Origin of the sequence: Corynebacterium macginleyi, from assembly GCF_003688935.1 — a bacterium.
Classification (GTDB): Bacteria; Actinomycetota; Actinomycetes; order Mycobacteriales; family Mycobacteriaceae; genus Corynebacterium; species Corynebacterium macginleyi.
The window spans coordinates 135,744-158,878 of sequence record NZ_REGE01000001.1; the positions used below are offsets into that span (position 1 = coordinate 135,744).

The following is a 23,135-nucleotide window of genomic DNA, read 5'->3' on the forward strand; positions in this document are numbered from 1 at the left end:
GTGACGGCTACCTCGAATTTCCGCAGTTGAGGCAGCACATTACGCAGTGGCTGCGCAATCTATGAGCCCTCTGTCATGGCTTTAAGCTCCGCAACGTGCTGTGCATAGGCTCCTGTTCCAGTCTTGGTCAACGCGACCCAGACGGCGTCTTTGGCGCGCGTGGAGCCATATTCGCGGGTGCGGCTGATATAGCCGCTGTCCTCAAGATGTTTCAACTGCTTGGAAAGCGTATCGGCGGGAAGCTCGGTGAGCTCTGCAAGCACGGCGTATTTCATCTGCCTGCCGTCGGTTGCGCCCGAATGGAACAGCGTGGCACAAATTTTAAGCCGATTGATGGGGTGGATGACCGGATCTAGCTTGGCTGATTGGTGCGTAGACTCCTTAGACATTGACACCCTTTACAGCGGCGTTGCGGTTCTCATACAACATCCACGCGGTAGCTGCAGTGACTACCGCTCCGGAGAACACCATCCAGGGCCAGGAATCCGGCGTTGGAGTGGTAGTAAAAATCATGGCACCTGGCAGCAGTACTCGTGACCAGGTGGCGCGATCATTACTCGGCCCCATATTGGGATTGACCCGAACGAAGGGGTTTGCAATCTTATCTTTGAGGAGATAGCCCAGAACGAACGTCGGTACAAGAACCGTGAGGCCGTACCACCATGACAGCTTGAATAGCGCGATACCGCCGCCGACGCCAAGCGCCACTATCGCCACCGCCCACGGGCTCTGTGTCCAGGCGGTGCGCTCTTGAACGTCGTGAATGATCTTGAGGTCGTCGCTCATCGTTCTTTTCCCTAACGTCAACTTCCCTGGTTTGCAACTAAGGCAAGTGTAACACTTGCTGTACATGCAAGTCTAATGCTTGCCAAGTATGCAAGTGAAGAACTGTGCATAGAGTGGATGTAGCTACGCATGGGGTCTAACGGGGCTGGTGGTCTGCCACTGTGACATCTGGCCGACTTTTATTGACTGAGGCTCCACAGGCCTTACATCGTCATCGGGTAGTGCCTTTGCTGGTTGTTCCATTGCGTTTGGTATCACCGCCGCAGTAGCAGCGTGGTCGGTTCTTTGGCATTGAGCCACCACACCACCGCCTACTACCACAGACTGGCAGCCACACCGGGGATTTACCGTGTTGAGGCCAGATATATGCTCCCAAAGCATATATTTCACGCTAACCTACAGGTCAGAACCTAAAAATCCCCGATCCCAGACACACTTTCTAACCCTTAACCCCTAGTCATCGTCACCGATCTCGATCACCTTCTCGGCAAGGTAGACCATCGGGCCGACGATGAGTCCGATGACCGGACCTGACCCCTGTTTGGTAGACACCTGATATCCAGCCCGGTTGGGTTGGGAAGAAAGGTAATCTACCACCATGCCTAGGTATTCCGAACAGTTCAAACGTGATGCTGTGGCCCTCTATGAAAACAATGAGGACCTTTCACTTCACGCGGCTTCAGCAGAGCTTGGAGTCAATCGTTCCTCGCTTTTCTCCTGGCTTCAGCAATACGGCACCGGCAAACGTGCCCGCACGAAGGCCATGCGCGACAACGCCAAGGAGACGACTGATTCCGAGCGAATCCGCCAGTGAGACAAAAGAGAACGCGAAGCTGCGCGAAGAACGCGATATTCTGCGCAAGGCCGCGAAATATTTTGCCGAAGAGACACGCTGGTGATCCGCTTCCAGTTTGTCTATGACCACCGAACCGAGTACTCGGTCAAGCGGATGTGCCATGTGTTAAAGCTCAATCGCTCCTCGTTTTATAAATGGGTCAACACCCACGAAAATCGCAGGTTAAAGATATGTTCCGATGCCCTTATTGGTGCAAGAATCAAGGCCATCTTTGATGATGAGAACGGGCTTTATGGTGCTAAACGCATCGCTGCAAGCCTCAACGACGATACGGACTTCGGCCCGATCAACCATAAGAAGGTTGCGCGCATCATGAAATCCATGGGGCTAAAAGGCTTTAGCAAACGGCGTCGATGCATCACCACCCGGCGCAAGCCTGGTCACCGTGTCATGCCAGATTTAGTAGGCCGTACATTCACCGCTGACGAGCCGAACCGTGTTTATGTAGGCGACATCACCTACCTGCCGTGTAAGGGCGGTAAGAACATGTACCTGGCCACGGTCATTGACACCTATTCACGAAAACTTGCAGGTTATGCACTCGCAGACCACATGCGTGTCTCACTGGTCATCGAGGCTTTGTCCCATGCCAGCACAGTCCGCGGAAGCCTTGACGGGGCTATTTTCCATTCTGATCATGGAAGTGTGTACACCTCACAGGCGTTTAGGGACCACTGCGCCCAACTTGGTGTACGCCAATCCATGGGCGCGGTGGGAACTAGTGCCGATAATGCCCTGGCAGAATCATTTAACGCCACCTTAAAACGTGAAGTGCTACGTGATCGGAAAGTCTTTGATAATCCCATTATCTGCCGGCAGGAAGTCTTTCGATGGTGCATGCGCTACAACACCCGCAGACGGCACTCCTGGTGCAACCTTCTAGCCCCCAATGACTTCGAAGCACTCACATCAGCTACACTGACCCAAGCAGCATAGCTAACCCCCGACGTGTCTACTTTCCGGGGGTCAGGCCCGGCAAGCCGCAGACCCTTCGCGACTTGTTCGAGTCGGAGCTCGTCACAACAAGCCTCGTTTCGGCACATATCGAAACGTTTACCGACTTGGGCGACCGGTGCGAAGAAGAGCTCGAACGCCACGACAAGGGCTGACGAAGGCAGAAAGACACCAGGCACGCAGGACGTTCAACGTCCCTCGCCGCGCCCCCCGACCTCCGCAACGCACCCCGCCTCGACCCGCACCCCGCTTCCGTGTCGGTGGGCGCTCCGGCAAACGTGTCGGACTCCGAAGCGTGAGGACGTGCCCGAAACGGCACCCGGGCCGAATAACGCAACGATGCCCGAAGCGAACCCCACCGGACACCGAGACGAGTCTCGGGGCGGGAGCGCTGTGTCGCGGACAGGTAGGCGGAAGGTTCGGGCATAGTATTCCCCGTCGAGTACAGCGCCTTCACCCATGTCCACGCCGTCCAGGCCGAAGGGGTCCAGGTCGGCGGGTTCGAGCAGCCTGGAGGCGGGTTTGCCGACTTCGAGCTTGTCCTTGAGGGGATCGGGTTTCGCGCCGGCGCGGACGCGTCTGCCGCCGCAGTTGGTACCGTCCTTGGCCGCGAGCCCACCTCCTTCCTGGGTTTGATAGGTCAGTCCGAGGTTTGATTCGGGACTTTTGTGCGCGGAGGGCCTAGCCCGCCAGCCCATAGCCTAGGCACTAGAGATTTCATGCCCCCTGCGGGGTCTGTAGGCCCCGCAGAGCGTCGAACGGAAGAAAAACGACTCAAACCGCCACCGAGAACCTAAGGCGCTCAGAATCGCTTGCAACGCGTTTTATGCTGCGAAAATGATTAGAGGCATCAACTTTAAGCAGTGCTAAAACACTCACTGAACAGCTACTTGAGTTTTGTAAGCGAGGTGATCGGAGTAACCAATCTGCTGCACTTGACAGGAGTGGGCTGTTATTCCTTGTGTTACGAAGATATGGTCGATGGGTGATCTTAAAAGGTTGGGCGCACCAGCTGGCCAAGTACCAGTGGGGGTGGTTGAACAGAGCTCTTGCGAATCAATAAGCCTGCCTCTAGTGGCAAGAGGACCGTGGCGAAGAGTGGCGTTAAAGTCGCCCGCGATTATAAGCGGTTTTTGTATCGAGTTACCAAACTCAACGACACGATTGATGTCATCCCGCCACTGATTCATAAGTCTAGGCAACGGTGGTGCTGTATGTAGCCCTAGAATCACAGGAAGCCGAGCATCGTCAAACTCGATGGCAACTGTTCCGAATGATGTTACCGGGCCTCGTGTAAAGTGCGCTGCTCCAAGCCTTTTATTTACTACAACTGACGTGGGGGCGATTTGCCCTGTATAAGTGTTCGGAAGACCATCATTACGAGTTTCAAAGAGCTGCCCGTCATATTTTGACGTTTCTATCGCTTCACGAAGCTCATAGCCGGACGTTTCGGGCAAAACAATGATGTCGGGATCCCATGTACTGACAAGTTGTTGGAAATCGCTGGCGGTCAGCATTGATCCCGTATTAAACGTAACGACCGTCAGGTTCCCCTCTGTAACGGTGGAATGTTGTTGGCCGCTGACCTGATGTGGGATACCATTCGGAGCGAACAAAAATCCTGCTCCCGCGACAATCCACACTAAACAAGAAGTTAGGGCAAGTCTTGACCATCGCCTCCGCCAACCGACACCGGTAGCACACCCGCCAAGGAGTAGTATCACCAGCCCCAGTGCTTGCGGGAAAGCTAGCACCTGAGCGAAGGGAGGGTAGACGCTCAACGATCTGGCAACCCCAAACTGTGGGAATAGCCCCACAATACAGGAAAAGCAGCCCAACACAATCCCGCAAACAAACATAGCCTTACGCCAGAGTAATCCTTTAGAACCACTCTGGTGCAAGGCTTCCCAATTGTCACGGCTCATTGGACTCTGGTCAGCTACCGTAACGTCACCAACCGGTTGTTGCGTGCAAGCCATTCACAACGGTTGGAGGCGCTATCATAGGTGCGATAGCTTTGACCAACTGATCGACCAGTTGCGTTGTTAGCGAGATCCATCTCCTTATCACGGCCAGAAGATTCAGCTTCATGGCGATCACCGAACCCCTGAGCTTCTCCCACGCCCATGTCGATGGTCATTCTGGCACTCCAATAGCAGTGGCGGTAAGCGTCACCCTTACCCTGATACAGAGAATCCCTGCCGAACTTGGCCTGGGATCTTGCAAGTGCATCATCTGCTGCCGATTTAGCGGATGCGCATTTACCCACGTTCCAGGGTTGCGCGCAGAACCTAGCTTCTGCACCGTTCAGCCCACCAGGATAGTATCCGTAAGTGGTGAACTCATCCGGTCGGACAGGTTGCGACTCGCCGACGTCAAGAGCGTCAAGGCTGAACCTCTGAAGCTGGTCTGTGGTCAAGTAGTAACTTGCTGAAGTGGGTTGCGTGTTAGCATCTTGTGTTTCTTCAGCCCATGCTGGTGTTGTGCCGAGGCCGAACGTGAGAGCCAAGGCGGTGATGACAATCGGAGTTCGGAGCGTGCGTTTTAACGTAGGATCTTTTGCTTGAGATTGCACCATGACAAAACCGTAACAGAGTATCTGCCAGATCGCACCCCTATTGACAATGTGTGGTGAGCCACACTTTGCTAATGCGTGTAGACGCGTGGGGCTTGCCGCCACCGGTCACCATCCACCGCGGACTGCCTAGAGTAGCAGGGCTTACACAACGCCCTAAGGTTGCTCTCATCATGCGTACCACCCTTCGAGAGTGGTTGGATGTGATGCACCTCGGCCGCTGGCGTGACCCGCCCTGCTTTCTGGCAGTCCTCACACAACGGGTGGGCCGCGAGATACCGCTTGCGTACCTGCTTCCACGCCTTGTCGTAGCGGCGGTTAATCTTTGGGTCGCGCTGGTACTTGCGATAGCGTGCAGTCTCAACTTTCGCGTGCACCGAGCAGTAGCGCTCGTGGGTGAGCTGCGGGCAGCCGGGATACCGGCACGGCTTTGCTGGACACTTCGACATTGTTCACCACCCTTCGCATGCATGGCAAAGCCCTCAACAGAATCCTACTGGGGGCTTGACCTGATTACCGACTGCTTACCACAGTAGAGGGTGCAAGCGTCGAAATTATCCGCTCTTTGCGATACCCGCAAACGCGTGGGTTCATCCGTAGAGTGCGGAGGCGAGTCTGCGTACCGCGCGAGACTTCTTGGCGTGAGCGGTGGTGCGCTCCACAAAGAACCGGTCAGCCACCGCCCGCAACCGATCCTCTTGGGAGACATCGTCGGCAGCGAAAAAGAACGTGTCCAACACGAACCTGTCATCCTCGCCCAATGTGCCCCATGAGGACAGGAACCAGTCCATGTACTCCCGTGCCTGGGCGTAGCGCTGCTGGTAGGCATCCACCCGGTCCGTGCCAGCGGCGATGCGGTCTTCACCAGCCTTGGGGTTTCGCACCGGCGGCATCCCTTCCGGGGCGGGGATGTTGAACCAGTAGAGTTTCTCGGCTTTGTCCTTGATGGCCTGGTCGGTGGTCTGAAGGATGTGCTGCATGGCCACGTAGTCCTCCAATGCGGCCACCGTCGCACGATAGGTGTCAATGTATTTGCTCATCACGTGCATGAGGGTTACTTCCTTTCGGGGTTGAGGGTGGTGGCCACGGCCTGGATCAGCGCGGCCTGCGTGGTGTTCTTCGCTTCCAGGGCTGCCAGGACTTGCTCGTCGATGGTGCCGGCGGTGGCGAGGTGGGTGATGGTGACGGGTTGGGTTTGGCCTTGCCGGTGCAGCCGAGCGTTCGTCTGCTGGTAAAGCTCCAAGCTCCAGGTGAGCGAAAACCAGACCAGCAGGTGCCCACCGGATTGGAGGTTCAAGTCGTGCCCCGCGCTGGCGGGGTGGATCAACGCCAGTGGAATGTCGCCGGCGTTCCACGCGGTGAAGTCGTCGGAGGTGGTCAACATACGTCCCTGCTGGAAGCGCTGACAGATTCGCTGGGCGTCGTGTTCGTGCCGGTACGCCACCAGAAGCGGCTGCCCGTTCGCAGCCTCAACAAGGTCCTCCAAAGCGTCGAGCTTGCGGGCGTGAACCTCCACGCTCTCCCCGGCGTCGTCATAAACCGCGCCGGAGGCCAACTGCATGAGCTTGCCCGAGAGGGCTGCGGCGTTGACGGCATCCACCACCTGCCCGTCCAGGTCGAGCACCATGTCACGCACCATCTGGTCGTACACCCGTCGCTCGGCCGGGGCCAGGTCCACCTCCTGGGTGGTGACCGTCAGCTCTGGCAAATCCAGGTAGTCGGTGGTGCGCATGGACAGGGTGATGTCGGCGATCGCGGCGTAGATTTCCTCCTCCGCACCCTCGCGGGGTTTGTAAGAGAACACCTGCATGCCATTACGCCGATCCGGGGTAAAACAACGTTCCCGGTAGCGGGTGATGTACGGGAGTCGGTAGGCGCTGCGGGTTTTCGAGGCGGTAAGCGTGACGCAGAACGTGACGGTTAGCGGTTCGGGTCTCGCCCCGAGGTTCCCGTAGCGAGGTTCGGTACGAGTTCCGTAGCGAGGCGCGTTGAGGGGTCCGGTTCGGAAGTCGCGGCGGGGCTCGATACGAGGTTTCCGTTGCGGGGTGCGCTTCGGGGTTCCGAGGCGGTGGGCGTGGCGCGAGAGGCGGTTCAGATCTTTCGGGACGAGGGCCGGAACGGGTCTGTAAAACGCGGTAGTCGTTGCCCAAGGAAGGAGACTTCCTCGGGGCGGGGTGCGTTGCGGGGTTCGGTGCGGTTGTCGAGGCGGAAGACGGGGCGAGGGTCGGTACGGGTTTCCGGGGCGGGGTGCGTGGCGGGGTGTGTAAGGAAGCGATGGAAAACGTGTAAGCCGCCGTGTAAGCGGCGGCGGAGTTAGAGGTCGGGGAGTTTACTGAACGTCCCGAAGTCTCGGAGAGTGTCTGATGGTTTGTGTGTGGGTCCCCAACCCGCACAAGGAGATGGACCAGAATGACTACTGTGACAAGACGAGATCCGGCTGATAAGGCCAAGATTGATGCGATTGAAAAGAAGCTGCTTGCTAACCCTGAAATCGCGAAGCTGATTGATGAGCTAGGCACGTCTACAACGGATGCCAATGACCTGGTTCGGGGCATGTTGCAAGCCTCGATTACTAGGGGTTTGAATGCTGAAATGGATGCCCACCTTGGCTACGAGTCCGGCGACAGGAGCGGCAAAGCTGCAGCTGGGACAGACAATCACCGCAACGGCACCTACTCGAAGACCGTGGATTCTAACTACGGGCCGGTCACCGTGGATATCCCCAGAGACAGGACTGGGACGTTTATCCCAACTATGGTCCCTAAAGGCTCGAGACGTTTAACTGATGTCGATGACATGATTGTCAGCTTGTACGCCGGTGGAGGACCTGACCCCTGTTTGGTAGACACCTGATATCCAGCCCGGTTGGGTTGGGAAGAAAGGTAATCTACCACCATGCCTAGGTATTCCGAACAGTTCAAACGTGATGCTGTGGCCCTCTATGAAAACAATGAGGACCTTTCACTTCACGCGGCTTCAGCAGAGCTTGGAGTCAATCGTTCCTCGCTTTTCTCCTGGCTTCAGCAATACGGCACCGGCAAACGTGCCCGCACGAAGGCCATGCGCGACAACGCCAAGGAGACGACTGATTCCGAGCGAATCCGCCAGTGAGACAAAAGAGAACGCGAAGCTGCGCGAAGAACGCGATATTCTGCGCAAGGCCGCGAAATATTTTGCCGAAGAGACACGCTGGTGATCCGCTTCCAGTTTGTCTATGACCACCGAACCGAGTACTCGGTCAAGCGGATGTGCCATGTGTTAAAGCTCAATCGCTCCTCGTTTTATAAATGGGTCAACACCCACGAAAATCGCAGGTTAAAGATATGTTCCGATGCCCTTATTGGTGCAAGAATCAAGGCCATCTTTGATGATGAGAACGGGCTTTATGGTGCTAAACGCATCGCTGCAAGCCTCAACGACGATACGGACTTCGGCCCGATCAACCATTAGAAGGTTGCGCGCTTCATGAAATCCATGGGGATAAAAGGCTTTAGCAAACGGCGTCGATGCATCACCACCCGGCGCAAGCCTGGTCACCGTGTCATGCCAGATTTAGTAGGCCGTACATTCACCGCTGACGAGCCGAACCGTGTTTATGTAGGCGACATCACCTACCTGCCGTGTAAGGGCGGTAAGAACATGTACCTGGCCACGGTCATTGACACCTATTCACGAAAACTTGCAGGTTATGCACTCGCAGACCACATGCGTGTCTCACTGGTCATCGAGGCTTTGTCCCATGCCAGCACAGTCCGCGGAAGCCTTGACGGGGCTATTTTCCATTCTGATCATGGAAGTGTGTACACCTCACAGGCGTTTAGGGACCACTGCGCCCAACTTGGTGTACGCCAATCCATGGGCGCGGTGGGAACTAGTGCCGATAATGCCCTGGCAGAATCATTTAACGCCACCTTAAAACGTGAAGTGCTACGTGATCGGAAAGTCTTTGATAATCCCATTATCTGCCGGCAGGAAGTCTTTCGATGGTGCATGCGCTACAACACCCGCAGACGGCACTCCTGGTGCAACCTTCTAGCCCCCAATGACTTCGAAGCACTCACATCAGCTACACTGACCCAAGCAGCATAGCTAACCCCCGACGTGTCTACTTTCCGGGGGTCAGGCCCACCGTCATGATCACGATCAACCAACCAACGGTCCCGTACCACGTCTCAGCGCCAGCGACGTGACTCCAGAGCGCCCCTAGACCGTCGGGGATGCCGAGGAACGTCATCACGCCGACGCCGAGACCGCCGATGGCAACGAAGCCCACGCAGGCCACAAGGATCGTCAATTGTCAGAACGAACACCCCAGTCAGTGTGCTCCCAAATCCACTTTGCGACGAACCAGATAGCACCGAACAAACCCGCCAGCACCGCCACACCTAGCAAGCCCCAGCCGAGATGACCCTTCCACGACTCAGCATCATGGGTACGCTGCCATATCTCGGGCAAAGCCAAATCCAGACCAAAGACCGAGATAGTCATACCAAAGACACCGGACACGACAACCACAGCGAGGCAGAGAGTAGCGGCAAACAGCAAGAGACCAGCCACATTAACAGCACCAGCCTTTAACCGCTTGTCGATGAGGTCAGCAGTCTTAGCGGCTTCCTGAATAGAGACATCCAAGCGCTCGCGCTCCTGGGCGAGACGCTCAACGCCATCATCAATCATGCTCTGGAAAGAGTCCTCATAGCGACTAAAACTCTGGTTCATGGTCGTTTTCAGCCTCTGATCCACCATCGGCTTCAGACGCTTCTCGATGCAGTCGGTCAGCCTCTCGACTGCGCTGTCGCTTAGACTCATTGGCCCCTCGCTTGCTTCGAGGACGGCCTGGACCAGAGTCCCCAGCGACGTCAGGGACTTGGCGATCTCCGCCGCCCCGCTCGTCAGAGACTGTTTCTGATTTTGAATCGCTACCGGCAGCTGGGCCGCTGCCTCCGCGACCTTCGTTATCACGGCCACCGTCTGCTTCACTGCCGCGTTGTATTCCTCCGTTCCTACGGTTGTATTCTTTAAGACGTTCAGTTGCGTGTCCAAGTTCTTCAGCCAAGGCTCCATATCCGCCAAGGTCTTCGAGTGTTTCTCGACTAGGGATGCCGTCGGGGAGTTCTTCAACTCCCCGACGGAACTGGAGAGCGTCTTCATGTCCTGGCCCATTTTCACCTGTTGCTCGGACAGGTGAACCACGTCCTTGCGATGATCCGCAACGACCTTCTGAAACTTCTGCACCTCCAGAGCCAGTTGATTCACCAACTTCAAATTCTCGCCAGTATCCTGATTCTTCTTCCGGCGCATATTCATAGCCATAATCAAATTCACCTATTTCCCTAATATTTTCTTCAGCCTGCATTTGCAGCAGTTGGGCGCGAAGCCCGTCCAATGTGAAGTCAGCACCAAGACGCGAGCCAGCACTTGCGGCCCGAGCGTTACCTTTACCGTTTGCACCAGTCACCCGGAGCACATCACCGTTGTCATCGACAACCGCGAAAGACGAGCGCTCACGTTTGCGCTTGCCACGACCTTTACGTGAGAAGGAAAGGTGATACTCGGGCGCAATATCTTCCATCACGTCAAGGGCAGAGTTGATACCCTTTTCGCCATCGTCGTCCAGGGCCTCGACAACGCGCTCATCTTCAAGAAGTTCATCGATGCGAGCGCGAGCAAATTCGCGCCAGTTCTCACGAGTTAATTCATCCAACGACAGTTCGGAACCGTCAATATCAAGCCCCTTAGCTTTAGCCATCCGCTCATCGTGTGAGTACGACACCTCATGCTGTTCCAGCACCTCCAACCCATACGACTCCATCACCGCGTCGTTGACCTCCCGGACGTGCCAAGCATTGCCTGCACCCTTCGGAGCAGCGTAGTCAGTCTGGCGGTCGTGATTGGCTATGAGAATGTGGTTGTGAACGTGCGCAGTATCGGTGTGAGTAGCAACAAGCACGTCACACCCAGGGGCCACTTTCCCCGCGAGAGCAAGCCCCGCAGAGTGTGCGCGTTCCACGTCACGTGGTTTATCTGGATCAAGTTCTTCAGGGCTGAAAGATTGAATGACGTTGATGGTCTCATTACGACGTTGCGCAGAGCTTGCTACGCGCTCTTGAACCTCCAACGCCCATGCCAACGGATGATAGCCACGAGGGCCAACAACAGAGAGCGCACTCGCACGAGATTCACCCGCCTTCATTGCCTCACGAGTACCCCACACGGCGTAGACAGTGGAAGCCACAACACTCTTAGAGCGCTGCACTTTACTTACCGACATCATCAACCGCCTTCCCGACGTATTTGGCCAACCCATCGACGGCATCGGGAATCTCGCGCAACCCAGGCACCACATCATCAGACCAGCCCATGACATGAGCCATGCGGACAATCTGATTTATGTTGACGCCGATGCGACAAATAGCCGCCAAGGCGCGGTCGAGAGCGTCACGCATCTCGACCACTTCCCGCGACACCGGAGCCGCTGTCGCACGCTCAGTTACATCGTCAGGCAGCCTACCCGCCAAGGCGGTTAGGGCCAGACGCATAACTTCGCTTTCGGTGACTCCGAGAGCCGACGCGGTGCCACGCACCACCTCAGCCTCTGCGTCACCCAGACGCACTGTCACGCGTCGCCCATTACTCATAATCCACAGCTCCTTGTTCCCGTGCTAAGTGGGCTAGCGCCCACGTACCTCCTGCCTCCAGCCGCGTGAGCAGTTTCGGCCTACTTCGTGGCCCCACTGCACGCGGCTTCCAACAGGAGGGGCCAGCATCACCCTTGTCGGACAAACGACCCTCCGGGTCGTGTCCTCCTGCGGGCTGCTGGCTAGGGGCGCTCCGCCCCCTAGAACCCCTGGTTTCCGCTGACAAAGTCAGCGGTTGCTTCACCGAAATCACTACCGTGATTTTCAGGCTCAGCAGGCGGGGTACTGTCACCTTCCGATGCAGTTTCACTGTCATCGAGGGAAGGTTCCACACCCTCAACAACCAAGAAGTAAAACTCCTTCATGTTAAGGTCTGCGTACTTCGCCCAACGCGACCGAGAATCGGTCGCGCCTTCGCGCAAAGCCTCACCGACAATCCGGTCGGCTTCACGCGCAGCCTCGCGCAACTTCGCATCGAGAGCAGCCTGCCGCTCTTGCAGTTTTTGCGCACGATTAATCGCGCGCCCAATCTGATTACTAGTAGCCATGATTAAAGCTCCATTTCTGGACCCTCTGGGCCCGGTTCAGTAGATGGGTTACGAGGCACAAACCGATGCTTCGGTTTGCGCCGTTGAGGACGCGCAGCAGCTTCAGCGGCACGTTCCTTAAACTTCTTTTCGGCTTCGCGCTGCGCACGCTTAGCGCGTGCTTCTTCGACAGCATTGACAACCTCGTCTAGGCGCTCAAAGTCAGGAGACGCGGCCACATCTTGGGGAGCCTTCATCTCGTTTATTGCTTCGAGTGCAGGTTCCATATCGGGCAAATCAGCATTAGCAACACTGCCAGCCAAGTCATTGACAAAAGACGCGTGACTGTCACTCATTTCTTCTTCCTCACGATTCAATTTATCGACCAGAGCGCGAACTTCATCCATATTCGCGTCACGTAAAACATTCTCGCGGCGGTCCCGTTTAGACATATGGTCCCACTGGCTCCGCGTGAACTCACCGGCCCCGAGAGAGGACAACCACTCAAGTTTGTCGCCGATCGTGAGACGCGAGGACGACAACTCAGGCACATCAATCAGCCCGGCTTTATGCGCAGCTACGATTTCAGACAACAGAGCACTGCCTGCAGTGCGGACTCGACGCCCACCCTTCGATCGGTACCTACGGTCCCAGTTATCCCAATCCCCACGAGTGCGAAGACAACCCGTCAGATGAACGCACCCGGACGATGGTTTTGAAGATGCCGCGCAATGCTCCGCGCCTTGTCGTAATGGAGCACGCTCAACCAGGGGCGGGTTGCAAACCCGCAGAGCTCGTTCCCATCAACGAACGAGGACTCGAACGTCTCAGGGACAGGCTCACGCTTGAGGTCGTAGTCAAGCGTGGATAGCTCAGGCTCGCGCGCGACCAGTACACAGTCGAGGCGGTTCTCAGAACGTGACAGATACTTGAACGATGGGAACGTCGAGTAGGGGTTGGGGATTTTCCCGGTGCGCGACAGAGCGAGGTTACGGAAATACTCCCGCTCCTCAACAGTGCCGCGCTTTACACTTTTGGGGTTCGCACACCACCCTTCGCCAGCACACCGCCGTCCTCACGCGAGACGTTCGCACGGGTAGAAAGGTTCACCAAGTCAGACTGCTGATGCTTCACTTCCCAGATCGAATCGTCGTCCGCGAGCGCAAGACGCGACTCACGGAGAATCTCAGCAAGACCGAAAAGGTCGTGCCTTTCAAGATCATCATCGGCAGTGATCACACCGTCGGTGGTTGCACTCAGAATAGAGGTCTGGTTAGAGACAGCCGTAAGCGCGGCACGCACCAACGACGTCGTCATAGCCGCGTGGTAGGGAGAAGTTACGGCAGAACCACCGATGTTCTCCATCTCTTCGGCGTAGGCATTCCAACCGTTCTGGTCAACGACGTCTTGAGCTAGCTTGCCGTAGCACGAATTGGTCGCAACCTTGATTGTCAGCTCCTGAAGAGACTTTTTCCCGTAGGTCTCCTTCGCTACAGCACGGTCGAGAACCATCTGACGAAGCGCAGGACGCAGAGACCGGGAGCGCACAACCTCACCATCTACCTCGCGGGTGAGAAGCTTGAGCGTGATGCCAGTCTGGCAAAAGACGCGAGCGCCAAGCTTCAACGCGAGGTAGACCTCGGGGCCGGCGCAGGTAGACCCGTGAAAGACACCACCGATCTCACCGTTGACACGCGCAGCGATCTCATCGAGCTGTTCGCGGGTGTAATCCCGTCCGCCAAGGTCCCGACCCTCACGGTCCAGACCATCTTCGTCGAGACGCTCGTCCTCGCCAAAGCCGCAGCCGTATGAGGTCTGAGGAAAGATCAGAGAGTTACCACGCCGCACCGGCAAGCAGGGAGTTTCGACATCGTCGGGGAAGACCCACGAAACATGTCCAACGAAAGGCGTGAGATACCCGAGCGGAAAATCATCGAGAGTCAGTTCACGCTTGTCGATGTGTTCCTTGATCACACCACCATCGGTGTAATCAGGGTCATAGATACTGGCCATCGCAGTGGGATAAGCAGACTGCAGATCCCAGTCGTACGTAGGGTAGGCATGCACACCCGGGGACGGACAAGTGTTGTAGCCACCAGCGAATGCGTCGGCCCACAAGGCGTGAGATACACACGCGTCGCCGTCAACCGGCCCCAGACCACGAACTGCGTAGTACTCAAGCGAGTCACGGTCAGATTCCAACTCAACACCGCGAGTCTTGAGTCCTTGGAACATCCGACGGAAAATCGCGTTGCTCGGTTTACCAGAATCGACAAGAGCACTACCAATATCTCCAGAATCGATAAACCCCTCTTCCCGCCAAAACTTCAAAATCCCAGACTTGAGCGCCCGCGCACCACCAGACGAGATGGTGACCGGCGGGGTTGTGTTGTAGCCCCAGACGGTGCCTAGGTAGTGGACCACAATTCGCGCATCGTTCGCTGCGTAGTCGAGCAACCGCGGCAGATCCTCGCGTGACAGCGCTTCCATGTCCTCAATGGCAGCGCCAACGTCGAGCTTTCCAACACCACACGCATCACCGAGCGCTTCCAAACTCTTATGTTCTGGAGACGCCTGATTGCGAGTGTCACGGAAGACAACACTGAAGGGAAGAAGACGCCGGAACGATCCAAACCCTGAGGTACGAACGACACGGACCGGCCGCAGGCTCACAAGCCCGCCACCAGCGGATGTAAGTTCATGCAAGATGTCATCGCACCGACGTTTTGGACGACGGAAAGCGGTCGCATCGACGTTCAGAAAATGACCGGCAAGCACGATACGAATCGAAGCACGCTTGAACAACGAATCCCGTAGACGATCCTTACCAAGCTCAGACCGCAGAATCCCGCGCGGGTCCATGTCCGAGGTACCAATTTCACCAACATCTTTAAAACCGTTGGCGTAGCGCTCGAGTTTCCCAAGCAGAGAGATCGCGTAAAAGCAGCTATCAACAAGAAGCCGCTGTCCCTCAAGGGGCACAATCACGACTTCATGTTCCGTACCGTCGAGCGGATCAATCCAACTGAATTGGTAGCTCACAATGTCGCGGCGACCCTCACCCTCGTCGCTGACGAATTCGGTATCAAAACCGATGACGAGACGCTTTTCACCACTACCCATCGCGCGGACGCTAGCTAGAGAGCCAAAGTCAACACTCGTGAAATCGTCAGCGACGTCAGTTGAACCGGTACCATTTTGGACCTGGCCATCCGGCCAGGCCAAACTGCAGCCTCGTAGGATATTTTGGCCTGATCGCGTTCGAATGGTTTGACCTGCGGTTTTACCCTCGATGTTCGAATGATCTTCATCATCATTCATTTGTTTGATGATGAGATCCGGGTCATTTTCATCCACGCGCCAGGCATTTACGCGGTGTAAAACGACGGCTAAATCGGTCAATTTTCCACGCTGGTCCGACTGGAAATCGACCAACCGGGTGTCCCAACCGACAGCATCATTTTCGATTTGTTCGTAACGTTCACGAATCTCCGGTGATACATTGACAACTGAAGCATCTACGCTCCAGCTCTCACGGTTCACAGCGGTGGGGGCCGTTCCCTTTTGCATTATGCACCACCGCCGACAGCGCGAGCGCGGGTGAAATCGTCGAGGTCGGTGACCGCGTACACGACAGATCGACCGAGACGAGAGTAGCGAGGGCCTTCACCCTGGTAGCGCCAATGTTCGAGCGTTCGGCGCGACAGACCGAGATAGACAGCAGCTTCTGGTGTTTTCAGAAAAGCCGGGGACATAAAAAATCTCCTGGGATAGCAAAGCTATCCGGCAGGAGGTAACGCCTTCCCGGTTTCTATGTGTGGCGGTCTACGGTTCCCGTGCTCAAAAATTGCTTTACGTGGGTGCGACCCACTACCACTAAGTTCCTGTCAGCCTCGCACACGAGATTACCTTGCTTAGGGGCGCGATGAGCGACATCTCCGGATGTTACCGGCATGTGTACGATTTAGTTTCTTAGCGTCTTAGAAAGTTCTCTAGCAAAAACAAGAACTTACGCGCAGTGCCTGCTGTAACGCACTTACCTTTACGATGCAAGTACCTTCCAACCCGGATCATAAAGTACGTTAAAGGGTATGAGCACTACAGCGAAAACCCGGATCGAACCGGGGCATACATCGATCGACCGAGCCACACCGAGAAAGACGAAAACCGGATACCAGCTGGACTGGTCAGTCCGATTACACGACGGCAGGATCATACAACGACGGTCGAAGGCAAAGACGAAAGGCGAAGTACGCGCACGCGCACGGCGCAAAGCCGACGAGCTGTTGTCTACAACCTCAACAGAGTGGACACCGCGTACACCGATGAACGTGTACATCGAGAAAGTCACACGGCCGAAAATCGAAGAGTCGTCGCAGCTCAAAGACCTATCAAAACGGCGTTATCTCGCATCGCTCAACCTGGCCGCGGCTGAACTCAAGGGCTACAGCGTTTTTGACGCGATGCAGTTCAGGGTGTTAGAGCGCACACTACAAGCGATCGCGCGCACACATCCGGGCAGCGTATCGAGTGCGAGAACCATACTTTCTACCTACATTGCCGACGCGCTGGTCCGCGACGGAGTCATTTCAGGCAACCCCATACGCGGGGCAAGGCTCGACATCCGAGCACAGGGGAACGCCGGAGAAGGTGGTCGTAGAACACTCACTAACGGTGAATACGACGCGGTTGTACAGCACTTACTAGCGCGTGACGTTTCGGGACCGCTGATCGAGCCAAAGAAGGGCGGTGCGCGACAATCAACGATGAACGCGCATGCGCGTATCACACGGCTAACACTGCTACAAGCAGTGACCGGCCTGCGCATCTCCGAAGCTAACCGGCTGCGGTGGAAGCACGTCGAAGACGACGGCGAGAACGTCATCATCAACGCGACGCGCGACATTGTTAAGGGGCGTCAGGGCAAAGAAAAAGGGCGCTATATCCCTATCCTGAGAGCCGACGTGACGGACTACTTGAGACAGCATCGCGAAGACGACGAGCGGTACGTAGTGGGGTCACCAACAACGACGGCGAAGCCGTGGGACGCGACCAACGCCGACGACAAGGTACCGGAGCTGTATCGTCAGATAGCCGACGAGACGGGCGTGACGATCCTTGTAGACCTGCGCAGTCATTCGTGGAGAGCGACGCTACACGGTGTGTACGCGGACGTAATGGACGCTAGGACACGGGCGGACATTTTCGGTCACACGGAGCAAGTCGCAGACGAGTATTACAACGACCGGGCCAACGTGGAAGCACTGATCCGCGCGACCGCACAAGCGAGGTCGTAGCGCTCAGTAGACGTACGTAGAAGTACGCTAAAAAGTACGTTTAAACCCTCAGTAACAGTACGTAGCAACACGTACATAGCCGTACGAAAAACGATTGAGACCTGCTACTACTTCCCAATACGTACAGGTACTGAAGTTATGCGTCAAGACCCTGGTTGTCGCGGGTTCGAGCCCCGTCAACCACCCCAATATCCCGAGCCCCGCGCTCGGGATTTTTATATATCCACCATTTTCTCCGAGCGGGCCTTTCCCTCTATATCCGGCAAGTCTCCGGTGATAAGGAATTCCTCACTACCCAGCTGCTTGCCGATGCCCCTAGCTCTCCGTTCCCAGAAGGCGTAACGCACGGACTCGTCGATGCGGCACTGTACTGTCCCATCAAGACTTTTAGGTCCAGTTCTCAGTCCGGGCGAAGCGGCGCGAATCGTCCGGCGGACTAGGCTTTCGCCCTTGAATAGCACGCTGGCAGCACAAGGTCGCGGTCGAGGCGCGCCACCTTCTTCCATTTCTCAACGGGTCCGCCCAGGATGACGTCCAGTCCCAGCCGTACAGCCATCGTAACCGACCGGAAGCCTGCGAGGATGGAGATGGGCGTGCACGCGTACTCGGGCCACACCATGTTCCCCCGCCGTGCCGACGCGAATACCCGGTGCGCACCACACAACGTGACGGCCAACATACCGGGCTGGCCCTTCAAAATGCCTAGTGCCGTGGTACTCAGCGAAGAAACCTGCAAAACCCTAGCTGTTCTACATGCTGCGCATACTTGACTATCCCACCAATTGGGCCTGCCGCCCCACAGTTCCGAGCAGAAAAGTGCATGACCACGGGCTTAGCCATTCACCTAACAGCTATGCGGATTACTGATTAGCGTCCGCGTTGCCCTTGGACCATTCCTCCCAGGGCATATTCCAGTCGCCCAAACCATCCATTGGATTGAGAGTCCCGCCGTAGGTATTGGATACGAGGACGACATCGCCGCGCTTCACGGTGTTCTGGAACCACTGCGCGGCTTCTGGCGTGACGTTGATGCAGCCGTGGGAGGTATTGGTATATCCCTGCGCCCACATGGACCACGGCGCGGAGTGGACGTAGATACCGGAATAGGACATCTGGGTAGCCCAGTCGACCTCGGTTTTGTAGCCGCCTGCATCGTGTGAGAGTCCGAAGGTCTCAGAATCCATCAGCAGCGACTGATATTGATCACCAATGACATAGCTACCATTCGGGGTGTCGTACTGGTAATCGCGGCCCAACGAAACCGGGATGGTGCGCAGGAGCTCCTTGTTCTTATAGACCTCCATGGTTTTGGTGGCATTATTCACCAGCGCGACGACACGATCCCCGATAGTGAAATCCGTCGAGGTATTCTCCCCACCGTAAATTCCGCCACCGAAATTTTTCCCGTACTGATCAACTTTGACCTCAACCTTGGTGCCCGGCTCCCAATAATCCTTGGGGCGCCACCGCACCTCCTGGTTATTTACCCAGTAGAACGCACCTTCCACCGCCGGGTTGGTTTCGACGGTGATTGTGTCCTCGGCCGCCTTGCGGTCGGTGATATAGGCGCCAAAATTGACGCCGATTACCTGGCCCACACCCACCTCTGAGCCCGGGATCGGCGTCATTGCCACTTGGGTGATGCCTGCAGCCTGGGGGGTGGAGAAACTCAGGTTCTTCCTGTTGCCATCCTTATCGGTGGCCACGATGGAATAGGTGTGGTTATAGCCAAGATCCTCCGCCGTGGACCACTTCTTGCCATCTACAGAGAGTTTTTCTTCAACTTCCACGCCCAGCTCATTAGTCATAGTGACACTCTTTAGCTCGGACGTGGATTCCACGGTGACCGGCTTGGATGGATCGACGTCCTTTGCCCCATCCTTCACAGAGGCGGAAAGCTTCGATTTTTCCTGCTGCTTCGATTGTTGTGCAGAGCTCGCGCTAGTTTGCTGCTGCTCCGAACGGTTTTCAGCGGCGGAATTAAAGGAGCACGAGGCTACTGCTAGGGAAATGCACGCGATGCTCCCAGCAGCAATGCGGCGAGAATTAGGCAGAGAGTTAATCACCAAGTAGACCTTAGACACACAATAGTTCTTGCAAGACCAATTCAGACTATCGCCTTGCCACCTCAAATACCAGAAACAAACACACCCTTATCCAAACTGTTACACTCCCCCAGAAACACGCAATGAACAGGCGATTTTACACTTTTTTAACCAGAGTGCTAAAGTTTGTATTCGTTGCACAGAACGCCACACGGCAAGTGTCAACGATTGCGCCATTAGCTCAATTGGCAGAGCAACTGACTCTTAATCAGTGGGTTCGGGGTTCGATTCCCTGATGGCGCACAATAGCTAAATCGCGGGTTTTTAACCCGCGATTTTCGCTTTTAAAGATAAAAGATAGCAAAAAGGCCGAGCACACCGCTCGGCCTTCGCTTATTTCACACGTTGGGGGGCAACCACCGGAACACCGCGATGCTCCACGATGTCCGCCTCTACCCCATAAACATGTTCCACCAGCTCGCACGTGAGCACATCTCCTGGCGTGCCCTGGGCACAAATATGGCCCGCTTTGAGCACCACCAGCTGGTCACACATTCGCGCAGCTAGGTTGATGTCATGAATGGCCACCAAGCCCAGGCTGCCCTCGCGTTTTGCCTTCTCGCGCACCTCCTCGAGGACGAAGAACTGACGATGTAGATCGAGCGCAGAAGTCGGCTCATCCAAGAGCATCAGTCCTGGTGTGCCCACCAGCATCTGCGCCACGGCTACGAGCTGGCGCTGCCCGCCAGATAGCTCGTTGAGGTACCGCGAAGCGATTGCATCTAACCCCATCGCGTGCAGCACCTCGCCGGTGCGAGTGATGGGATCCTCGCATGCTTCCCGACGCGCCGCGATCAGCACCGTCTCAAATGCCCGCAGCGCCGCCGTACTGGGCAGATCCTGCGGGACGTAGCCAATGAGCTGGCGGCGGCGCTTGCCTGACGGGGTTTCGCCATTCACCTGGAACTCTACATCGCCCTTGTATCCGCGATGTACGCCCGCCAGCGACTTAACCAGCGTGGTCTTGCCCGACGCGTTGGGCCCCAAGAGGCCCACCAACTGTCCGCCCCGCAGCGTATCCACATCTACCGCTTCGAGCACCGTGTGCTTTCCATAGGCGGCGCTTACACCGCGCAGAGTAAGTTCTACGTCCATAGCGCCCTCCTTCGAGCCATCACGATGGCGATAAAGAACGGCACGCCCAATAGCGAGGTCACAATGCCGATCGGAATGGACAGTCCAGGCTTAATCATCAGGCTCACCGCGTGCGCCGCGCACATCACTGCCGCACCGGCAGCCATGGAGGCAGGCACGAAGTAGCGCTGGTCCTCGCCCACCAACATGCGGGCGATGTGCGGGCCGACAAGTCCGATAAAGCCGATGATGCCAGCGAAGGCCACCGTTGTTGCAGCCACGAGGGACACCACGATGAGCACCACCACGCGCAGCCGCGCGGTATTGATGCCCATGGCGGCAGCGCGGGCATCGCCAAGCCGCAAGGCGGTAAGCCGCCACGACAGCGCCCACAAAATGGGCAGGGCTACCAGCAGCACAGCTGCTAGCACGCCGTTGGCGGCCCAGTTAGCGCGCGTGAGCGAACCCATAGACCAAAAGACGATCTGCTGCAGCGCCTCCGCCGAAGACTGGTATTGGATGAGCGCGAGCATGGCCTGGAAGAAAAAGACCAAACCAATACCGAGCAGCACCATAGTCTCCGCCTTGGCGCCGCGGATAATGGCCGCGACGACGATGATCGCCGTGGCTACCGCCGCGGATAACCATGCCACCAGCGCCAGGTTGAACTGCGGTTGGGTGAGTAGCTGCCATTTCAGCACGATGGAGCTAGCTCCCCCAAAGGCCGCCGCGGCGGAAATGCCGAGGGTAAACGGCTCCGCCAGCGGGTTATTCAAGATGGTTTGCATCTCCGCTCCGGCCAAGGAAAGGCTGACGCCGATGAGCAGGGCCATGACGGCCATCGGCAAGCGAAGCTTCCACAGAACCGTGTGCGTCTGGTCATCCAGGCTCGAGGGATTCATAATACCCCTGATCACCTCGCCGGGGCTGATGTCAATGGCGCCAACGAAGTTGCTGACCACAAACGCCACCGCCGCGATAAGGCACAGGCCTGCGACGATACTAATGCGCTGCCAGGTGAGCTTTTTGTGTTGCTGCGTTAGGGCAGCTACCTCCGCGCTAACCATTAATTCGTGCTAAAGAAGGTTCCCTCGCCAGCAACCGGCGAGTACTTTTCTTGCGCTTCCATCCACTGCTTATCGACGTCCATATCCTTATACGCCTCCGGGTTGATCCACGCCGCGATCTGCAGCAGCGCGAGGTAGTTGAACGGCGAGTTGTAGAACTGGTGCCACATGCCGTGCAGCTTGTGCTCCTTGACCGCGCGCAGGTTCTCAAAGCCCGGCTGGTTGCTCGGCAGCTTAGCGATGCTTGCCTCCGCCTCATCTTCGCCGATGCCATAGCCCACCGCAGCGTAGCCGACGGGGTTGCCCTGATCATCCTTCTTCTCAGACCAGTCGCCGCCGGTTGCAATCACCATGTCTGGGTCCGATTCGAGGACCTTTTCAGGGGTCACGGCACCGGCCTCGCCCGTGATGACGCCATCAGCTACGTTTTCGCCACCGGCCTCGTTGACCAGCTGCGCGATATTGGAGTTATTCCAGGAGCCACAGCAGTCCATGACGCCGGCCGCGCGCCAGACGAAGGTCTTGGGCTTATCCTTCACCTTGTCCGCGCGCTCTTTGACCAAGTCCACGGTTTTTTGCCACTCTTTGTTGAATTCCTCGGCGCGCTCTTCTTGGCCGAAGATCTCACCGAAGATTTCCATGGATTTGGTGGTGTTTTCCAGCGGCTTGGAACGGAAATCGGTCACCGCGTACTTCAGGCCCGCCTGATCCATCTTCTCGGTCAGGCCTGCCTCTTGCGAAGCCTCGTACTGATCCTTGGATAACACGATGAGGTCTGGGTCTAGGCTCACCAGGTTTTCCACGGTGACATCGCCCTTAGCAATAGCACCGACCTCCGGCAGTTCATTGACCTTGGGGAGCTTTTCTTCCAAGACCTTGTAGTAGTCCGGCACATTTTTCTTCAGATCGGATCCGATGCCTACGACCTTATCCAGCGGATCCTTGGTGTTGAGGATGCCGGTGGCAAAGATGGAGCGTCCCTCACCCAGTAGGACGCGCTCAGGGGCCTTATCGAGTTCTACGTCGCGGCCCGCGAGGTCCGTGAAGGACAGGGCAGCGTCGTCCTTGCCACCGCCACCGCTGTTGTCGGTAGTTTCTTCGGCAGAACTGCAGCTTGCCAATACGGTGGCCGAGGCCACCACCACGGCCATTACCTTGGGGAATTTATATGTCATTTTAAGTCCTTACTCGGTCGGAATCCCCGGTGGGAGGATACGTGATCACTCATACTAGCCTATAAAAGTAAAGTGAACCAA

At 56.6% G+C, this 23,135-nt stretch carries 21 protein-coding genes, 1 tRNA gene and 3 pseudogenes; 5 read left to right on the top strand and 20 right to left on the bottom strand.

The window, feature by feature from the left end; genetic code table 11:
• Positions 1 to 59 precede the first annotated feature (59 nt).
• The 3 genes from D9V82_RS00680 to D9V82_RS12140 form a co-directional block, all read right to left on the bottom strand.
• Complete coding sequence (locus D9V82_RS00680; protein WP_121910497.1) at positions 60 to 389, bottom strand: transcriptional regulator; 330 nt, start codon at positions 387 to 389, stop codon at positions 60 to 62.
• Positions 382 to 786 (bottom strand): hypothetical protein, encoded by a 405-nt coding sequence (locus tag D9V82_RS00685; RefSeq protein WP_121910498.1) that lies wholly within the window; start codon positions 784 to 786, stop codon positions 382 to 384. The genes D9V82_RS00680 and D9V82_RS00685 overlap by 8 nt, the downstream gene beginning before the upstream one ends.
• A gap of 453 nt (positions 787 to 1,239) precedes the next feature.
• Positions 1,240 to 1,386: a hypothetical protein gene (locus D9V82_RS12140; protein WP_167449701.1), complete on the bottom strand. Its 147-nt coding sequence runs from the start codon at positions 1,384 to 1,386 to the stop codon at positions 1,240 to 1,242.
• On the opposite strand from D9V82_RS12140, the pseudogene D9V82_RS00690 reads away from it, so the two are divergent.
• A pseudogene (locus D9V82_RS00690) lies at positions 1,385 to 2,578 on the top strand (IS3 family transposase). The gene D9V82_RS12140 and the pseudogene D9V82_RS00690 overlap by 2 nt on opposite strands.
• 893 nt (positions 2,579 to 3,471) lie before the next feature.
• Here D9V82_RS00690 and D9V82_RS00700 read toward each other — a convergent pair.
• From D9V82_RS00700 to D9V82_RS12500, 5 genes are all read right to left on the bottom strand, one after another.
• Positions 3,472 to 4,239, bottom strand: coding sequence for an endonuclease/exonuclease/phosphatase family protein (locus D9V82_RS00700; RefSeq protein WP_161970719.1), 768 nt, complete (start codon positions 4,237 to 4,239; stop codon positions 3,472 to 3,474).
• Between the two features lie 296 nt (positions 4,240 to 4,535).
• Positions 4,536 to 5,174 (bottom strand): DUF6973 domain-containing protein, encoded by a 639-nt coding sequence (locus D9V82_RS00705; RefSeq protein WP_121910500.1) that lies wholly within the window; start codon positions 5,172 to 5,174, stop codon positions 4,536 to 4,538.
• A gap of 68 nt (positions 5,175 to 5,242) precedes the next feature.
• Entirely contained in the window at positions 5,243 to 5,620 is a 378-nt protein-coding gene (locus D9V82_RS00710; RefSeq protein WP_121910501.1) for an HNH endonuclease, read from the bottom strand.
• Positions 5,621 to 5,761: 141 nt separating this feature from the next.
• Positions 5,762 to 6,220: a hypothetical protein gene (locus D9V82_RS00715; protein ID WP_121910502.1), complete on the bottom strand. Its 459-nt coding sequence runs from the start codon at positions 6,218 to 6,220 to the stop codon at positions 5,762 to 5,764.
• Between the two features lie 5 nt (positions 6,221 to 6,225).
• Complete coding sequence (locus tag D9V82_RS12500; protein ID WP_234457670.1) at positions 6,226 to 6,981, bottom strand: DEAD/DEAH box helicase; 756 nt, start codon at positions 6,979 to 6,981, stop codon at positions 6,226 to 6,228.
• Positions 6,982 to 7,580: 599 nt separating this feature from the next.
• On the opposite strand from D9V82_RS12500, the pseudogene D9V82_RS00725 reads away from it, so the two are divergent.
• Positions 7,581 to 7,994, top strand: a pseudogene (locus D9V82_RS00725) (transposase); the annotation flags it as partial.
• A gap of 72 nt (positions 7,995 to 8,066) precedes the next feature.
• Positions 8,067 to 9,260, top strand: a pseudogene (locus tag D9V82_RS00730) (IS3 family transposase).
• A gap of 16 nt (positions 9,261 to 9,276) precedes the next feature.
• Here D9V82_RS00730 and D9V82_RS00735 read toward each other — a convergent pair.
• The 8 genes from D9V82_RS00735 to D9V82_RS00770 all read right to left on the bottom strand — a co-directional run bounded on the left by D9V82_RS00735 (position 9,277) and on the right by D9V82_RS00770 (position 16,091).
• On the bottom strand, positions 9,277 to 9,465 hold the full coding sequence (locus D9V82_RS00735) for a hypothetical protein (protein WP_121910503.1): 189 nt from the start codon (positions 9,463 to 9,465) through the stop codon (positions 9,277 to 9,279).
• Positions 9,462 to 9,848 (bottom strand): hypothetical protein, encoded by a 387-nt coding sequence (locus D9V82_RS00740; RefSeq protein ID WP_121910504.1) that lies wholly within the window; start codon positions 9,846 to 9,848, stop codon positions 9,462 to 9,464. Before D9V82_RS00740 ends, D9V82_RS00735 begins: the two co-directional genes overlap by 4 nt.
• 25 nt (positions 9,849 to 9,873) lie before the next feature.
• On the bottom strand, positions 9,874 to 11,364 hold the full coding sequence (locus D9V82_RS00745) for a relaxase/mobilization nuclease domain-containing protein (RefSeq protein WP_167449702.1): 1,491 nt from the start codon (positions 11,362 to 11,364) through the stop codon (positions 9,874 to 9,876).
• A 64-nt stretch (positions 11,365 to 11,428) separates the two neighbouring features.
• Positions 11,429 to 11,809 (bottom strand): MobC family plasmid mobilization relaxosome protein, encoded by a 381-nt coding sequence (locus tag D9V82_RS11995; protein ID WP_147446185.1) that lies wholly within the window; start codon positions 11,807 to 11,809, stop codon positions 11,429 to 11,431.
• 200 nt (positions 11,810 to 12,009) lie between these two features.
• A complete protein-coding gene (locus D9V82_RS00750) occupies positions 12,010 to 12,357 on the bottom strand; it encodes a hypothetical protein (RefSeq protein WP_121910506.1) in 348 nt (115 codons plus the stop codon).
• A gap of 2 nt (positions 12,358 to 12,359) precedes the next feature.
• Positions 12,360 to 12,929 carry a hypothetical protein gene (locus D9V82_RS00755; RefSeq protein ID WP_121910507.1) on the bottom strand — a complete coding sequence of 190 codons (570 nt, stop codon included), beginning with the start codon at positions 12,927 to 12,929 and terminating at the stop codon, positions 12,360 to 12,362.
• 433 nt (positions 12,930 to 13,362) lie between these two features.
• On the bottom strand, positions 13,363 to 15,879 hold the full coding sequence (locus D9V82_RS12505) for a hypothetical protein (RefSeq protein WP_234457669.1): 2,517 nt from the start codon (positions 15,877 to 15,879) through the stop codon (positions 13,363 to 13,365).
• 26 nt (positions 15,880 to 15,905) lie between these two features.
• Positions 15,906 to 16,091 carry a helix-turn-helix transcriptional regulator gene (locus tag D9V82_RS00770; RefSeq protein ID WP_121910508.1) on the bottom strand — a complete coding sequence of 62 codons (186 nt, stop codon included), beginning with the start codon at positions 16,089 to 16,091 and terminating at the stop codon, positions 15,906 to 15,908.
• A 570-nt stretch (positions 16,092 to 16,661) separates the two neighbouring features.
• Between D9V82_RS00770 and D9V82_RS00775 the strand changes: the two genes are divergently transcribed.
• On the top strand, positions 16,662 to 17,633 hold the full coding sequence (locus D9V82_RS00775) for a site-specific integrase (protein ID WP_244208151.1): 972 nt from the start codon (positions 16,662 to 16,664) through the stop codon (positions 17,631 to 17,633).
• 860 nt (positions 17,634 to 18,493) lie between these two features.
• On the opposite strand, the gene D9V82_RS00785 is transcribed toward D9V82_RS00775, so the two are convergent.
• Complete coding sequence (locus D9V82_RS00785; protein ID WP_121910676.1) at positions 18,494 to 19,699, bottom strand: L,D-transpeptidase; 1,206 nt, start codon at positions 19,697 to 19,699, stop codon at positions 18,494 to 18,496.
• A gap of 209 nt (positions 19,700 to 19,908) precedes the next feature.
• On the opposite strand from D9V82_RS00785, the gene D9V82_RS00790 reads away from it, so the two are divergent.
• Positions 19,909 to 19,981: transfer RNA gene (locus D9V82_RS00790), tRNA-Lys, on the top strand.
• A gap of 90 nt (positions 19,982 to 20,071) precedes the next feature.
• Here D9V82_RS00790 and D9V82_RS00795 read toward each other — a convergent pair.
• Genes D9V82_RS00795 through D9V82_RS00805 form a run of 3 tightly spaced genes read right to left on the bottom strand, consistent with a single transcriptional unit; the run spans position 20,072 to position 23,054 of the window.
• Complete coding sequence (locus tag D9V82_RS00795) at positions 20,072 to 20,833, bottom strand: ABC transporter ATP-binding protein (RefSeq protein WP_121910509.1); 762 nt, start codon at positions 20,831 to 20,833, stop codon at positions 20,072 to 20,074.
• Positions 20,824 to 21,879, bottom strand: a complete 1,056-nt coding sequence (locus tag D9V82_RS00800) for a FecCD family ABC transporter permease (RefSeq protein ID WP_121910510.1) — start codon at positions 21,877 to 21,879, stop codon at positions 20,824 to 20,826. Before D9V82_RS00800 ends, D9V82_RS00795 begins: the two co-directional genes overlap by 10 nt.
• Positions 21,879 to 23,054: an ABC transporter substrate-binding protein gene (locus tag D9V82_RS00805; protein WP_121910511.1), complete on the bottom strand. Its 1,176-nt coding sequence runs from the start codon at positions 23,052 to 23,054 to the stop codon at positions 21,879 to 21,881. Before D9V82_RS00805 ends, D9V82_RS00800 begins: the two co-directional genes overlap by 1 nt.
• Positions 23,055 to 23,135 lie beyond the last annotated feature (81 nt).

Coding starts and splice junctions, on each gene's coding strand:
- D9V82_RS00710 (WP_121910501.1), bottom strand. CDS start 5,620: ATGTCGAAGTGTCCAGCAAAGCCGTGCCGGTATCCCGGCTGCCCGCAG.
- D9V82_RS00685 (WP_121910498.1), bottom strand. CDS start 786: ATGAGCGACGACCTCAAGATCATTCACGACGTTCAAGAGCGCACCGCC.
- D9V82_RS00680 (WP_121910497.1), bottom strand. CDS start 389: ATGTCTAAGGAGTCTACGCACCAATCAGCCAAGCTAGATCCGGTCATC.
- D9V82_RS00805 (WP_121910511.1), bottom strand. CDS start 23,054: ATGACATATAAATTCCCCAAGGTAATGGCCGTGGTGGTGGCCTCGGCC.
- D9V82_RS00795 (WP_121910509.1), bottom strand. CDS start 20,833: ATGGACGTAGAACTTACTCTGCGCGGTGTAAGCGCCGCCTATGGAAAG.
- D9V82_RS00770 (WP_121910508.1), bottom strand. CDS start 16,091: ATGTCCCCGGCTTTTCTGAAAACACCAGAAGCTGCTGTCTATCTCGGT.
- D9V82_RS00705 (WP_121910500.1), bottom strand. CDS start 5,174: ATGGTGCAATCTCAAGCAAAAGATCCTACGTTAAAACGCACGCTCCGA.
- D9V82_RS00800 (WP_121910510.1), bottom strand. CDS start 21,879: ATGGTTAGCGCGGAGGTAGCTGCCCTAACGCAGCAACACAAAAAGCTC.
- D9V82_RS00750 (WP_121910506.1), bottom strand. CDS start 12,357: ATGGCTACTAGTAATCAGATTGGGCGCGCGATTAATCGTGCGCAAAAA.
- D9V82_RS12500 (WP_234457670.1), bottom strand. CDS start 6,981: ATGCAGGTGTTCTCTTACAAACCCCGCGAGGGTGCGGAGGAGGAAATC.
- D9V82_RS11995 (WP_147446185.1), bottom strand. CDS start 11,809: ATGAGTAATGGGCGACGCGTGACAGTGCGTCTGGGTGACGCAGAGGCT.
- D9V82_RS00745 (WP_167449702.1), bottom strand. CDS start 11,364: ATGAAGGCGGGTGAATCTCGTGCGAGTGCGCTCTCTGTTGTTGGCCCT.
- D9V82_RS00775 (WP_244208151.1), top strand. CDS start 16,662: ATGAACGTGTACATCGAGAAAGTCACACGGCCGAAAATCGAAGAGTCG.
- D9V82_RS00740 (WP_121910504.1), bottom strand. CDS start 9,848: ATGATTGATGATGGCGTTGAGCGTCTCGCCCAGGAGCGCGAGCGCTTG.
- D9V82_RS00715 (WP_121910502.1), bottom strand. CDS start 6,220: ATGCACGTGATGAGCAAATACATTGACACCTATCGTGCGACGGTGGCC.
- D9V82_RS12140 (WP_167449701.1), bottom strand. CDS start 1,386: ATGGTGGTAGATTACCTTTCTTCCCAACCCAACCGGGCTGGATATCAG.